Origin of the sequence: Paenibacillus sp. GP183 (assembly GCF_900104695.1) — a bacterium.
Classification (GTDB): Bacteria; Bacillota; Bacilli; order Paenibacillales; family NBRC-103111; genus Paenibacillus_AI.
The window spans coordinates 4,769,031-4,782,897 of record NZ_FNSW01000001.1 but is presented as its reverse complement, the minus strand read 5'-3'; the positions used below and the strand labels follow the sequence as shown (position 1 = coordinate 4,782,897).

13 protein-coding genes are annotated in these 13,867 nt (G+C 46.5%); 6 read left to right on the top strand and 7 right to left on the bottom strand.

The window, feature by feature from the left end; genetic code table 11:
• The first annotated feature begins 118 nt into the window (after window positions 1-118).
• Entirely contained in the window at window positions 119-994 is an 876-nt protein-coding gene (locus BLV33_RS23720) for a helix-turn-helix transcriptional regulator (RefSeq protein ID WP_253187148.1), read from the top strand.
• Between the two features lie 118 nt (window positions 995-1,112).
• Here BLV33_RS23720 and nagZ read toward each other — a convergent pair whose 3' ends face one another.
• From nagZ to BLV33_RS23690, 6 genes are all read right to left on the bottom strand, one after another.
• Window positions 1,113-2,756: a beta-N-acetylhexosaminidase gene (nagZ, locus tag BLV33_RS23715; protein ID WP_090797683.1), complete on the bottom strand. Its 1,644-nt coding sequence runs from the start codon at window positions 2,754-2,756 to the stop codon at window positions 1,113-1,115.
• Window positions 2,753-4,363, bottom strand: coding sequence for a response regulator (locus tag BLV33_RS23710; protein WP_090797681.1), 1,611 nt, complete (start codon window positions 4,361-4,363; stop codon window positions 2,753-2,755). Before BLV33_RS23710 ends, nagZ begins: the two co-directional genes overlap by 4 nt.
• Window positions 4,338-6,176, bottom strand: coding sequence for a cache domain-containing sensor histidine kinase (locus tag BLV33_RS23705; RefSeq protein ID WP_090797679.1), 1,839 nt, complete (start codon window positions 6,174-6,176; stop codon window positions 4,338-4,340). The genes BLV33_RS23710 and BLV33_RS23705 overlap by 26 nt, the downstream gene beginning before the upstream one ends.
• A gap of 24 nt (window positions 6,177-6,200) precedes the next feature.
• The gene (locus tag BLV33_RS23700) at window positions 6,201-7,031 is read right to left on the bottom strand and encodes a carbohydrate ABC transporter permease (RefSeq protein ID WP_090797677.1); all 831 of its coding nucleotides are present in this window, start codon (window positions 7,029-7,031) and stop codon (window positions 6,201-6,203) included.
• Window positions 7,031-7,912: a carbohydrate ABC transporter permease gene (locus tag BLV33_RS23695; RefSeq protein ID WP_090797675.1), complete on the bottom strand. Its 882-nt coding sequence runs from the start codon at window positions 7,910-7,912 to the stop codon at window positions 7,031-7,033. The genes BLV33_RS23700 and BLV33_RS23695 overlap by 1 nt, the downstream gene beginning before the upstream one ends.
• A gap of 101 nt (window positions 7,913-8,013) precedes the next feature.
• Complete coding sequence (locus BLV33_RS23690; protein ID WP_090797673.1) at window positions 8,014-9,402, bottom strand: extracellular solute-binding protein; 1,389 nt, start codon at window positions 9,400-9,402, stop codon at window positions 8,014-8,016.
• A gap of 193 nt (window positions 9,403-9,595) precedes the next feature.
• On the opposite strand from BLV33_RS23690, the gene BLV33_RS29510 reads away from it, so the two are divergent.
• The 5 genes from BLV33_RS29510 to BLV33_RS23670 all read left to right on the top strand — a co-directional run bounded on the left by BLV33_RS29510 (window position 9,596) and on the right by BLV33_RS23670 (window position 12,681).
• Window positions 9,596-9,748 (top strand): hypothetical protein, encoded by a 153-nt coding sequence (locus BLV33_RS29510; RefSeq protein ID WP_171908952.1) that lies wholly within the window; start codon window positions 9,596-9,598, stop codon window positions 9,746-9,748.
• A 254-nt stretch (window positions 9,749-10,002) separates the two neighbouring features.
• On the top strand, window positions 10,003-10,356 hold the full coding sequence (locus tag BLV33_RS23685) for an ArsR/SmtB family transcription factor (protein WP_090797671.1): 354 nt from the start codon (window positions 10,003-10,005) through the stop codon (window positions 10,354-10,356).
• Window positions 10,353-10,856, top strand: a complete 504-nt coding sequence (locus tag BLV33_RS23680; RefSeq protein WP_171909272.1) for an SRPBCC family protein — start codon at window positions 10,353-10,355, stop codon at window positions 10,854-10,856. The genes BLV33_RS23685 and BLV33_RS23680 overlap by 4 nt, the downstream gene beginning before the upstream one ends.
• Before the next feature lie 43 nt (window positions 10,857-10,899).
• Window positions 10,900-11,370, top strand: a complete 471-nt coding sequence (locus tag BLV33_RS23675; RefSeq protein WP_090797668.1) for a VOC family protein — start codon at window positions 10,900-10,902, stop codon at window positions 11,368-11,370.
• A 309-nt stretch (window positions 11,371-11,679) separates the two neighbouring features.
• Window positions 11,680-12,681 (top strand): cation diffusion facilitator family transporter, encoded by a 1,002-nt coding sequence (locus BLV33_RS23670; protein ID WP_090797666.1) that lies wholly within the window; start codon window positions 11,680-11,682, stop codon window positions 12,679-12,681.
• A gap of 82 nt (window positions 12,682-12,763) precedes the next feature.
• On the opposite strand, the gene BLV33_RS23665 is transcribed toward BLV33_RS23670, so the two are convergent.
• Window positions 12,764-13,831 (bottom strand): LacI family DNA-binding transcriptional regulator, encoded by a 1,068-nt coding sequence (locus BLV33_RS23665; protein WP_090797664.1) that lies wholly within the window; start codon window positions 13,829-13,831, stop codon window positions 12,764-12,766.
• Window positions 13,832-13,867: the final 36 nt, after the last annotated feature.

Here is a 13,867-nt window from a genome sequence, read left to right as displayed (position 1 = left end):
TCCATCCCCTCCAGTATAGCGCAATATAAGCGAATGATCTTCGCTTTTTTTGCTATAATCATGTTAATATTAACTTATCTTGCTATAACTTTCGAACTTGTTTGGGGGGGATTGCAGCATGCAAATGGAAAAGGAAAGAGTAAGGGAAGCCAATTCACTGACTTTTGGAGATGAAGAAGGAGAGTTTTATTTTCAGCATGTGCACCGCACCAAAGCTTTTGAACGGATGAATCATTATCACAGCACTTATGAAATTTACTATTTGCTCTCGGGGCAAAGAACCTATTTTATCAAGGACAAAACCTATCGAATCTACGGCGGTGACCTCATATTCATCAACAAGCACGATCTTCACCAATCCACCGATCTGGGCAAGCTGGGCCATGAGCGCATCGTCATCAATTTCAGCGACTTCTTTCTGGGTTCCGATCATCCGCTTTACGATCCAGTCTTGTTCCGGATTTTTGAGCAGAATTGCCATTTGCTTCGCCTTAATCCTCCTGAACAGGCCTTCGTGGAGTCGATACTGAACAAGCTGTCCAAAGAGCTGGTCAAGCAGGATGTCGGCTATGAACGCTATATTCGTCTGCTGCTCATCGAGCTGCTTTTGTTTGCGGCCCGCCATATGGATCGAAGTGTTACAGAGGATACGGTGCCTGCAAATCCGCTGCACACCAAAATTACCGATATCGTCAAATATATTAACGAGCAATATCACAGCCATCTCAGTTTAACGGGGCTTTCGGATACCTTTTTCATCAGCCCTTATTATTTGAGCCGCACTTTTAAAGCCGTTACAGGCTTCACCCTGATCGAATACGTTAACCTCACCCGAATTAAGGAAGCACAGCGTCTGCTCAAAGAAACGGATCACAAAATTATCGACATTGCGGAGGCCGTCGGTTTTGACAGCATCGGACATTTTGACCGGACTTTTAAAAATATTGCCGCCATCACCCCCATGACCTATCGGAAGCTGCGGGCTTTGTCTTGATGCTGGTTCTTTTTATCCATACAGGGGTAATAAATAGGGTATGCCAGATACAATTGACACGAAATTAAATTTGAACACAGAAAAAGCCTTGCGGACAAGGCTTTTTTAGTTTGGGTTTTTACTTTTGAGAGCGCTCGGCGCTATGAAATGTGGTCATTCCCCAGCCGAACCCGTATGTTTCCGACAAAGTAACCGGCAGTTTCCCCTGTGGACGTGTCTTGCCCATAAGAACACGCGCTAATGATTGTATGGCCATTGGACGATTCTCGTACGTGCACAAATAGGTTTTGACCTCCGGAAACTCATTCAGGTCATATGGGTTTCGAGTTGCTGCAACGACGAGCCTAATACCAGTAAGACTAGCCAATTTTTTGACTAATTGGATCTGTCCTTGATCCAGCCGCGAAACCGGATTGTGAGTAGCCACGACAATTTGCTTAAATTGGCTGCCTCTTCCCAGCACTAAAACAATTTCATCTTCCATGGGTTTTAGGCCTATCCGGATTTCTTCCACTTTTTTGAGAAAAGGAGACAAAGCCGATTCTAACGCCTCCTCCTGGTGAATGATCTCTACGACCTCTGACGCTTCTCGAGGCTCCGCCCAAACAATGAGTGTTGGTTCATCGGGATCCAGCGGGAGACCACCTTCGTCTTTTACCAAAGTTATGCTCTGTTCGCTCACTTCACGTACGAGGTCCCAATCCTGGGCTAACCCAAAGGCCTCTCCCATGCCGCCTATAAAACCCTCCATATTCCGCTTTTTTTTCAGCGCCAAAATTCGTTCGACTGATTCGTCAATGCGGGATTCCGGAATTCTGCCCGAACGAACAGCTTCCATGACTGCGACAACTGCAGCCTGTTGTTCTTCGTATGTATGACTGACAAGCACCAGGTCAGCACCTGCCTCGATGGCCATCACAGCTGCTTGCGGGATGCCATATTCCTTGGAGATCGCATGCATCTCCAGACAATCTGTGACAATGACACCACTGAAGCCAAGCCTGCCGCGCAGCAAGCCCATAAGAATGTTCGGAGATAATGTGGCAGGGCGCTTTTCCTCCCCAAATGCGGGAAAGATGATGTGAGCCGTCATGATCGCATCCACACCCGCTTCAATCACTCGAATGAACGGGGATAGTTCGATCCGCTCGAGGCGCTCGGTTTCGTGTCTTACGATCGGCACTCCGAGATGCGAATCGACGTCCGTGTCCCCATGGCCGGGGAAATGCTTGGCAGTCGCCGCTACTCCGGCTTCCTGATAACCGCGGACTGCGGCAGCGCCCATCTCCCCAACCAGTATCGGATCTGCGCCATAAGAACGGACGCCGATGACCGGATTCTGTGGATTGTTGTTTACATCCACACTCGGCGCAAAATTCATATTGATGCCCATCCCCCGAAGCTCTCTCCCGCTTATCGCGGCCGTCTTCCAGGCAGCATCCTTGTTCCTTGTAGCGCCGAGTGCCATGGCCCCGGGAATAAGGGTCACTTCGCGATCGATTCGCGAAACCATCCCTCCCTCCTGGTCGATTGCGAGAAAGAGGGGAACCGCGCTGTGCACTGCGTTTATTTGCTGCAGTTCAAGAGACATCCGCGACAATTGTTTGGTATCCTGCACATTGCGCCTGAAGTAAATGATACCTCCGATCCTGTGCTTTTCGATCATTGTAATGATCTCGGCCATCGGCACCTTGCCGTCAAACCCGCACATGAACATTTGCCCGACCTTCTCCTCAAGTGAGAGCAAACCAACTTCAATCATCCTGTTTCGCCTCCGCTGCCTCCCTTGATTTCCCGATATTCGGAAGGCGTCATCCCCGTATATTTTTGGAATACTTTTGTAAAATAACGCCGCTGCGCAAATCCGACAAGCGAGCAAATTTTCGCTATGCTCTTGTCGCTTGCCCGCAGCATCGATTTCGCTTGCTCCATCCGCTGCTTCGTCACATATTCAACGAAGGTTTCACCGAAATAAGCTTTGAACAGCAAGCTGAAATAACTGTTGCTGATGCCGAGATGATCGGCAACTTCCTCCACCCCGATATCGCTTGACAGACAACGGTGAATGTATTCCTTGGCCGAGATCATGAGGAGCTCGCTTGTTTTCTTGCTTAAAGCCGTTTCCAGCGCATGATCGGTAAGATGAACGATGGTTTCCATCACATCTTTCATACTCATGCTGTACTGCAGCTTTTTCCACACTGATTCTTCTAACTTTGACGTGACGATGTCCATTTCCCGCATTTCCCGAAGCAGTTGGATGAGAAGATAGCTCATGAAAGACTCCGATTTTATTGGAAACTGTACGTCGTCTGCCGCTAAATAGAATCGTAAATTTTGCAGAGCCTTATCCATTTTGGTTCGCTCAAGCTGTCTGAGACCGGACATGATCTCCTCCATTATGTTCCAAAGGGACCGATTCGCTTCCTGATTCTCGAGATTCTCTTCGGTCACAGAAAAAATCCGGTTGCTCCCGGCATGCTGCAGCATGATTCTTTGCATGTTTTTGTACGCACCGGCTAGACCGTCAAATGAAACCGTTCCTGGATAAACCCCGACATTGACGCTGAGCTTCACATTGTCGCTTACCGCATTTTGCAGTGTTTGCAGCCAGACTTGAGCCGAAAGGGAGGCATCGGAAGCATCGCTGTGATGATGTTCAATCAGGACGCACCACTCACCTTCACGGATCTGCAGTGCAGAATATTTCAACTGAAACTGCAAAAGCGCCTCCCTCAATACATTTCCCACCGCAAAATTCCAAAGCTTCCGTTCCTTGTCCGTCCAGTGCAATGAGTGCTGGCTGTATCCTTCGATATCGACAAGTAAAAAAGTGAAAATTAAATCGTCCGCATCCTGATCGTCAAAAGGAAGCAAGTGATGCTCATCGGCTGCGGAAAGCCCCATCAACACATCATACAAAATTTTATCATTAGCCAGGTGAGCCGCTTTGTCCCATTGAGAATCTTTCTTCATTCGCATTGCTCGCTCGGCAAGCAGGGAATCTGCAATTTTACGGACGGTTTTCTCCAATTTATCGTAATCAATCGGTTTCAAAATATAGTCTCTAACTCCAAACTGAATCGCGGTTCGTGCATATTCGAATTCCTGATAACCGGTGAGCATCAGAATTTCGCAAACCGAATCAATCTTCCGGACTTCCGCAAGAAAGGTCATCCCGTCCATAATAGGCATGCGGATATCGCAGAGGATGATGTCGGGGCGATGCAATCGGACTCCCTCCATCGCTTCCGACCCATTACGAGCCAGCTTCACTACTTCAATATCCATATTATCCCAGGGAAGCACACGGTTCAGGTTGTTCAGGATCGGCAGTTCATCGTCAACCAGCATTGCTTTTAGTTTCATAGCGTTCACCCGGTTCGTATTTAGGTAAAATGCATCTGATGATTGTACCTTGCAGCTCCTCGGAACAAATAATCAATCCATATTCGCGTCCATATTGGATGCGAATGCGGTCCGCCACACTTCGCACGCCGAGTCCGCGCCTTTCCAGGTTTCGGTCGTTGTCTTCCGACCCTTCAGCGAATCCTTCATCGCTCACCATGTATTGGAACCGGAAAAGCACATCGTTCGGAATGCCTTTCCCATTATCCTGCACGGTCAACAAAAGCCGATTATTCTCATCTTCCGCCCGAATTGTGATTTTCCCCTTCCGGTTCAAGCCGTCGAAAGCGTACTGGATGCAGTTCTCCACCAGCGGTTGAAGCGTCAGCTTCTGGACAGCGCAATCCAAGAGCTCCTCGGGTATCTCAATTTCATATTCGAATACTTCACCGAACCGATATTGTTGGATTTCCATGTAGCTCCTGAGATGCTCAATCTCTTGGCGAAGCTGGACTTCCTCGGCCCCCTTAAAGCTGATCCGCAAAATGTTGGCAAGGCGCAGCACCATTTGGCTGACCTTCTTTCCCTCATTTTGGACGGCGAGCGCATTGATGGATTCCAAAGTATTGAAAATAAAATGAGGTTTAATTTGGGCTTGCAGCAGCCGGATTTCTGACCGATTTTTCTGTTCCTGCTCCCTTTTGACCCGGCGGAGTAATTCTTGTACACGGGAGATCAAGCTGTTAAACCCTTTGGACAGCAGAAAGAGCTCATCTGCTCCGGTTTCTTCCACACGAAGATCCAATTCGCCGTTTTCCACCCGCCGCATAAAACGAACAATACGATTAATTTTGCGTGCAATCCGGTTAACAAAAACAAAAATGAATACGGAAGCAAGAAGCAGACATAGACCAATTATCCCTGCTACCCATTTCCCGTAAAGCAAAGTTTCTTTGGATAACGAACTCCATGAAGTGACGGAGATCAAATGCCATTTTTCAGTCCCCAGCGGTATCCCGGATATGACACTGTCCTCTCCCGCAAAAACTTTCCTATAGGTTTGATAGTCAGCGTTGAATTGAACTTTACCTTTTATTTGATCTTGCAAATTACGACCAAGGCTTAGATCGGAGCTGTCAAATAGGATGAGACCGTTATCGTTTACGATAAAAAAACGAGTGTTGTATTTTTCCTGCTTGAAACTGAAATACCGGAAGATTCCGTCCACGGCGGAATTCCGGATCTGCACAAGCAAAATGCCTTTATCATCCAGGGTATTGATGTCTTTCACGACGCGAACTTGGGTAAACACCGGCTCATTTCCCGTTAACTTCGGGAATTCATTAGGACCCACCCAGACCGGGAAACCCTGCCGTTCTATCACGGTTTGATAGAGCGGCTGCTTTTTAAACTCGTCAAAGGGCATGGCTGTAAAATTATCTTTTGCATAGATCCGTAAGATCCGCTCATCATTCAGCGTATACGCCAGCGCGTAACCGAGAGTCGGGAAATTAACCAGCAGGTCGCGAAAATTCCTTTGGATTTCGTTCAATTCCAGGTAATTAATACTCGTCAGATTACTGGCATCCGTTCCTTGCCTGTTCATCACATCTTGTAGAGCTTTACTCGCTATGGAGCTGTCCGTCACCTTGTTCATCTCAAGAAACAGGAAGTCAACACTTTGACTGAGCGCTCGCAGTGTTATTTCAGCCTGCCTCGAATATTTCTGTTCAATGATACCCGATACAAAGAAATCAGCAGCTATCCCCAGTAAAAACAGGGGTGTGATAACTAGCGTAAAAAAAGCGGCAAACAGTTTAAACCGCAGGCTCAATCCTATTCACCGCCCTTCATTCGGCTATCCTTTCACACTCCCCGCCGTCAAACCGTCGATAATCTTCTCCTGCAAAAATGCGTAAAGAATGAGGACCGGCACAACGCTGTATACGATTCCCGTGCTGATAAGTGCGTAGTTGGTTTTAAATGTATTGCGGAACCCGACCATACCGGTCGGCAGTGTTTTCAGTGCATCCTTGCTCAAGAAAAAGTTCGAAAGCAGGTATTCGTTCCAGTTGCCCAGGAAATTCACGATAAATACCGTAATGAGAGCGGGCAAAGTTATTGGTAATATGATTCTAACAAAGAGTCCCGGAGAACTCAATCCATCAATAATTCCCGCTTCCTCAAGTTCAGTTGGAATAGCTCGCATAAACGCTGAAACGAGAAGCACACTGATCGGCAGGGCACCGGCCGTATATGGCAAAAACAAAGACCAGTGAGTGTTCAAAATACCCAGGTTTTTCACCAGGATGTACTGGGCAATAAACAGCACATTTCCCGGAATGAGCATTCCAATCAATACAAACTGGTAAATCCACCGGCTCGTTTTAATAAATTTCATCCGGGTGATGGCAAAAGCCGTTCCGGCCGAGAGAAAAACACCCGTGAAAGCTGCAGTTAAGGAAAGATAGAGACTATTAAAGAAATAAACGTTTATTTTGGCTTTTACCCAAGCTTCAACATAGTTATGAAAATACCATGTGCTCGGCAATCTGAAAGGGTAGCTTGCAATCTCAATATTGTCCTGTTTAAACGACGATAAAATTACAAACAGAAAAGGAACTAATATAATGACCACATATGCAAGCAAAACCAGATGAGGCAATGTTTTTTTCCATGCGATCGGCATCAAAATTCAATCCTTTCGCTATTTCTTCCAAACACAATCTGATACAGTGCGGTCAGGACTAGGGCGAATGCGAAAATCAATAGAGATAGAGCAGTTCCGTATCCGTAATCCCCGGTACTGACGGCTTTAGAAACCATATAAGAAGCCATGACTTCCGTTGCTCCCGCGGGACCGCCGTTTGTCATGACCAGCACGATATCAATCACCCTTAAGGCCCCGGCAATGGAAAGCATAATGATGACAGATATAATCGGTTTGATCAGCGGCAGAGTAAGGTAAAACGCTCGCTGAAACCCGGTAGCGCCGTCGATTGCGGCTGCCTCACCAATTTCTTTGGGGATCGACAAAATCGCCGCAAGCACTAAAACAATATAAAAGCCCATCCATTGCCAGGCATTCGTAAAAAGAACGGACATCATCGCCCATTTCTCATCAGCCAGCCAATAAATTTTATCGATTCCAAGCTTCCCAAGTATTTGGTTGACAATGCCGACCTCCGGCTCATAAATAAAGCCCCACAGGATTCCGACAACAGCTGTGGATAAAATGGAAGGCATAAATACCGTCGTTTTATAAAATCCCTGAAACCTTTTGACGCTGCTGATCAGAAGTGCGAACAAGATGATCAAAGGAATCTGGATAAACACGGAAAAGAAGATGAAATACAGATTGTTTCTAACCGCATTCCAAAAATCTTGATCTTTAAAAGCTTTGCTGAAATTGTCAAATCCATTGAATTTGGCGACATTCAGACCGTCCCAGTTCGTAAATCCGTAATATACGGAACTCAGCATGGGATAAATAAAAAACATGAAATAGAGAAGAATTGTCGGAAGGATGAACATCAGATAGACGTAGGGGTTTTTCAAAGTATGGCTCATGGCTGCTCTCCTCACAAAGCCTTTAGATTCATTCTTAGGTCAAAGAAAAACGCCGCCCTCTTCCGGGCGGCATTTTCCGGTGAAGCTCTAATCTCATTGCATTACTTTTTTGCGATCGCTGCGTCTTGTACCTTTTGAATGGCATCAGCCATTTCCTGCGGAGTCGCTTTTCCTGCAATCAGCTTCTGTAGCTGGCTTTCAGTCTCTTTGTAAACATCCGACGGCACTGTGGAGTCGAAATGCGAGAAGACGCTGCCTGCTTTTTTGTAGGATTCCAATACTTGTTTAACTATTGGATCTGTTACCTTGCCCACAGCCGCATCGGAAAGCTTCATCGACGGAAGCAGATTATCCTCGAGAAGTCCTCTCACCTGCATATCTTCATTGTACAAGTTTTTGATAAAGGCTTTGACTGCTTTCAATTCGTTGTCTTTCAAGCTGGACGAGAAGCCATATCCGTTCGAATAGTTACCGTTGATTGCAGTTTGGTCGCCTTTTCCGTTTGCTACACCTGGCAGGGCGATATAGGAAACTTTATTAGTGAGGTCTTTCGCTTGAGCAGGATCCTTGAATACAGAGGAACGCCAGCTGCCGTCAAACATCATACCTGCTTTGCCGGTTACGAACTGATTCAGCATATCGGGATATTCCAGACCGAGTTCACCTTTGGTGAAGTAGCCTTTCTTCTCCCAATCCTGGAAGGTTGTAAGAGCCGCAACGACTTCCGGATCGGACCATTTTTTGGTGCCTGCTGGAATCTGGTTCACGATATCAGGTCCCGCATAACGTCCCATCAGAGTATTTACAAGCATATTTGGCACCCATGCGCCTTTGGAGCCCATTGCAATAGGAGTTATGCCGTTCTTCTTTAGAGTTTCAGCAGCGGCAGTCAACTCATCCCAAGTAGTTGGAGGTTTAATTCCGTACTTCTCGAACATAGGGACATTGTAGTAAAATCCTTCCGAGCTGCCACCAATCGGCAAGCCATATACTTTACCGTCCAATGAAAATTGGCTTAGGTTGACGAATTTATCTTTAATGCCAAGCTCCGTGATGATCGGAGTCAAATCCAAAAGGCGGCCTGCTTTCGCAAATTTAAGTGCATCGCCGGTTCCCCCGAACAAGTCAAAAATTTTCGGAGGGTTGTTTGCTGCCATTTCAGCCGGCAGCTTTGTGAAGCGGTTTACCTGGTCTTCCACTCCGTCAAGCTCGAACTTCAGGCCTGGAATTTCGCCTTCCGTCTTTTTGACGACGTCATCCAAAATAGCTTTGCGGAATTTTTGCGCATCACCGATCTGGATGTGCCGAAGCGAAACCGTGAAAGGCTCTGCATCTTTTTTTGGAGCTGGTGTTGCCGCAGTTGTAGCAGCAGCTGTTGCCTGGGTAGTTGGTGTTGCAGTACTACCAGTTTTGGCTGTGGTGCCGCAGCCCGCAAGCAGGACGGACAAACTGAGAACGGATGTGAAAATTAAAGGCAATCTCTTTTTCATACTTAATTGACCCTCCCAGAAATCATAATCGCAACATATGGTTGCATTTCTATTATAGAACTGATCCTAATATATGGGCAGGTTCACATTTCGATAAAGGAGGGATAAAATCATCTACTCTGATGTTATTAAAGCTCACATTTGCATAGTTCTCCGCCCACCTAAACAAACTAGCGTAAAGGCGGTGAACCAATTGGATAAAAAGTTAAAGGACGATAAGCCCACTATAGCCCCAGGTATGAGCAATCATCAGGAGCTGGAGGAGAAAGCTACAGAGGAGGAAATCAATAAAGGCGATTCCACCTCAGTCACTCAGCTATATCTAGATAGAACACCCGACAAGTAAGCTGCTGCCATAAACTCTACCAAACTCGTATAATTCAGTTGCATGATATCTTCGCTGTCATGCGAGGGAAAAGCCTTGTGGGGGACAAGGCTTTTTTGGTTTTATTTTTATGTTCAAAAAATATTTTATTTAAGTATTTACTTTATCAATAAATTGGTTTATTATAAAGTCACAGAATATTTTTTATACCAACGAATCAATAAAGAACATCAAACTGATCATCTAATAACAAAAGGAGGAGAAAAAAAAGTTGTATGCCTAATGATATATTTTCCGCACTCGCTGACCCAACACGACGCAGTATTATGGAGATGCTTGCTGACAATAACGAGCTTCCCGCATCTGAGATCCACAATAACTTTAAAGTCAGTCCACAGGCCATCTCCCAACATCTGAAAATTCTTCGTGAGGCGAATTTGATCCATGTGGAAAAGAGGGCGCAGCAACGCATCTATCGGATTAATACCGATGCAATGGTTGAACTGGAGGAATGGTCCAAAAGCATGAGACATCGGTGGAACCGTCGCTTGGATGCTTTGGATGCTGTCTTGAAAGCAGAAATGAAAAAGACCTTAAAACCACACAATGATCAGGAGGAATTCAATTGAATCCTAATACGAACAAGCAAGATCTTGTCATTAACCGTGTCTTCGACATCCCTGTAGAGCTTGTATGGAAGGCTTGGACAGATCCCAAGCTGGTTTTGCTCTGGTGGGGGCCAGCAAACTACATTTCCCCAAGATGCGAAATAGACTTTCGTGAGGGAGGGAGCTATCTTTTTTGTATGCGTGCGCCGAAAGAACAAGGCGGTCAAGATTACTACTCCACAGGTGTCTACAACAAGATTGTGCCCATGGAACGCCTTGAATTCACACAGAGCCTGGCCGACAAAGACGGTAACATCATGGATCCCGTTGATGTAGGCATGCCCCCAGACTTCCCGAAAGAAGTAAAATTCGTCATCGAATTTAAGGCCCAAGGCGACCAGACGGAGCTAACGATCACTGAATACGACTGGACATTGGGTCAAATGTCCGAATATGCCGTAATCGGCATGAACCAGTCGCTTGATAAGCTTGCAGCAAGTATTGGCTCGCAGCTTCAATGAACAAATAATACAATTTCGATAACAAAGGAGATGTCTATTTTCCATGCAAAAAATCAGCCCATACTTATGGTTCAATGATAATGCTGAAGAAGCCATTCATTTTTACAGCTCTATTTTTAAAAATTCAAAAACGGTGAATATTACCCGTTATGGAGAAGGCAGTCCTGCACCGAAAGGCACATTAATGTCCGCGACATTTGAGCTGGAGGGACAAACTTTCATAGCCTTAAACGGCGGTCCACAGTTCAATTTTACACCAGCCATCTCATTCTTCGTGAATTGTGAGACGCAAGAAGAAGTTGACGAGCTATGGGAGAAACTATCCGAAGGCGGAAAAGAAGGAAGATGCGGCTGGCTTGAAGACAAATTTGGATTGTCATGGCAGATCATTCCAACAGCGTTAGGCGAGCTGATGCAAGACGAGGATGCCCGAAAAGCCAGAAATGTCATGGAAGCCATGCTTCAGATGAATAAAATTGATATAAAGGCATTAAAACAAGCCTATGAGAAATAATTAGACGATATAGGGCAGACGAATTAATTTTCGGTCTGCCCTTTCCTATTTACAAAAAAAGTGGACCTAGCCAACGGGGCCAGATCCAAAGTGTTTATATTAAAAAGGGGGTCTTGGTTATTATAGTACCTAATAAACATTATGAAACCATAACAGGAATATTTCATTTATGTAACAATTTTGAAAGCGCTACACTTTCAGATCGGAAAACCTAGGCATACATACATTATAGATATTGTAATTGCACGAACAAGGGTCGTAGCGTATAATGTGTACATTATAACAATTCTAAATAAGAGGTATGCTAACATGAGCGAATATGTACACGACAATGCATCCGAATACGATTTTCATCACTTAGACCATGTAAAAGAACAAACCAAAACCAAAAAAACGCTGTGGATCGTCTTGTTTCTCACTTTATTTTTTACCATTGTTGAAATTGTCGGCGGCTTGCTTTCCAACTCACTGGCGCTCCTTTCGGACTCTGCGCACATGATTTCGGATGTTTTGGCGCTGGGGCTTAGTATGGTTGCGTTGTATCTGGCTACCCGGCATCCCAATGCGCGGTTTACCTTTGGCTATTTGCGCTTTGAGATTGTGGCTTCCTTTTTGAATGGATTGGCTTTGGCGATTATCTCCCTGGGCATTTTCATTGAAGGGGTCCGACGTATGATCCATCCGGAGCAAATTGATTTCCAATTGATGCTCATCATCAGCTCCATCGGTTTGGTAGTCAACCTGGTCACAACCATTGTGCTTCAAAGAAGCATGAAGGAGGAATCCAACTTGAACATGCAAAGCGCGCTTTGGCATTTTCTTGGGGATCTGCTGAGCTCGGTCGGCGTCATTGTGTCTTCGATCCTGATTTATTTTTCAGGCTGGTATTTTTTCGATCCATTGATCAGTATCGTGATTGGGGGCATCATCTTTACCGGCGGGGCCAAAATCATCCGCGAATCCTACCTGATTCTCATGGAGTCGGTTCCAGAGAAGTTTGATCTGGATGAGATCCGCAAGGATATCGGGTTGGTTGAAGGTGTAGAGGATGTCCACGAGATGCACTTATGGGCGATTTCGACGGACCATTATTCACTGACCGCGCACGTCTTTATCGATGATAAAATTCAGCCGTTCTGCATCATCCTGGCGATCAATGAAACGCTGAAAACCAAGTACGGCATCGAGCATTCCACGATTCAAATGGAGGAAGCGAATATCCATCCTCACGGCGATTACGGCAAGGAGTTTTTGAAGCACAAAGAAGAGGAAGAAAAGCAAAAGCACGAGTACGTAAATGAGTTGGTTTAAAATAGCAATCAGCCACGTCAGTTACGACGCGAAAACAGCCTTCCGCTATCAATAGCGGAAGGCTGTTTTTAATGTAAGCCGCCTAGGTTCCCGCTTCCGATGAGCGCCGCGGCACAAGCGTTAGCGGCAGATCAATCTGGCGGCGCCCATCGGCTGTCAGGCGGATGCCGGACAAGAGCTCCAATGCCGCCGCCTCCAGCTCTTCACCCAGCTGCTGCAGCAACCAGGACGTGATCAAGCGGGTCTGCTCCTCAACCGGCATATGGAAGCTGGTGATCGCCGGGTAGCTGGCCTGCGAGTACAGCTCATTGTCCATGCCGACCAGCTTGATCTCCTCCGGTATGCGGAATCCGCGTGCCTGGCAAGCGGATAAAATCTGCAGGGCAAGAACATCGTTGAAGGCATAGATTCCTATCGGTCTGTGATCTCCGCTGAGCCGCAGCACTTCATCGATTAAGCCTTCAACGCCGAGCTCTCCTGCATCCAGGACAGCGCTGACCGCGTCTGCAGCGTACTGCAGCATTCCAACCCTAAAGCCCTGCTCCCGCTGCGCATTAGCGCCCAGGGAATGGGTATTGGCTGCATAATAAACACAGAGGCAGCCCTGCTCCACCAAGTGGCGTACGGCTTCCTTAGAAGCCTCAGCAAAATCAAGATTGACGGCCAAAGAGGCAATATCACTCGGCCATCCCCAACCGTTAAAAATCACAAGCGGTGTTCCCTCCCCCACGATCTGCCGCGTCGATTCCACACTCATGGCGAGTCCATGGCAAACGAGTCCATCTGCTCGGCGCTGCAGAAGCAGTTCAATATGCCGCCGCTCCAAATCGGGATTCATGCCGTTCGAGGAGAATACGGAAAGATGGTAGCCGTTACGGTGAAACTTTTGCTCCAGCTCCTCAGCAAAGCGCCCGTAATAGCCAACAAAGTTGGGTATGATAAGTCCAAGCTCATTGGACTTGCGGCTGCTTAGATTGGCAGCCATTACATTGCGGCGGTAACCTAATCGCTTGACAGCCTGCTCTACTTTGCGGATCGTTTCTTCCGTCAGCGGGACATTGCGGCGATTCAACACATTGGACACCGTGGCAATCGAAACTCCCGCTTCTTTGGCTACATCCACAATGGTCGGTTGTCGGTTCTTACTCATCTATAAACTCCCTCATACTATCCATTGAAACGTTTA

Coding starts and splice junctions, on each gene's coding strand:
- BLV33_RS23720 (WP_253187148.1), top strand. CDS start 119: ATGCAAATGGAAAAGGAAAGAGTAAGGGAAGCCAATTCACTGACTTTT.
- nagZ (WP_090797683.1), bottom strand. CDS start 2,756: ATGATTGAAGTTGGTTTGCTCTCACTTGAGGAGAAGGTCGGGCAAATG.
- BLV33_RS23710 (WP_090797681.1), bottom strand. CDS start 4,363: ATGAAACTAAAAGCAATGCTGGTTGACGATGAACTGCCGATCCTGAAC.
- BLV33_RS23700 (WP_090797677.1), bottom strand. CDS start 7,031: ATGCCGATCGCATGGAAAAAAACATTGCCTCATCTGGTTTTGCTTGCA.
- BLV33_RS23695 (WP_090797675.1), bottom strand. CDS start 7,912: ATGAGCCATACTTTGAAAAACCCCTACGTCTATCTGATGTTCATCCTT.
- BLV33_RS23690 (WP_090797673.1), bottom strand. CDS start 9,402: ATGAAAAAGAGATTGCCTTTAATTTTCACATCCGTTCTCAGTTTGTCC.
- BLV33_RS23685 (WP_090797671.1), top strand. CDS start 10,003: ATGCCTAATGATATATTTTCCGCACTCGCTGACCCAACACGACGCAGT.
- BLV33_RS23675 (WP_090797668.1), top strand. CDS start 10,900: ATGCAAAAAATCAGCCCATACTTATGGTTCAATGATAATGCTGAAGAA.
- BLV33_RS23670 (WP_090797666.1), top strand. CDS start 11,680: ATGAGCGAATATGTACACGACAATGCATCCGAATACGATTTTCATCAC.
- BLV33_RS23665 (WP_090797664.1), bottom strand. CDS start 13,831: ATGAGTAAGAACCGACAACCGACCATTGTGGATGTAGCCAAAGAAGCG.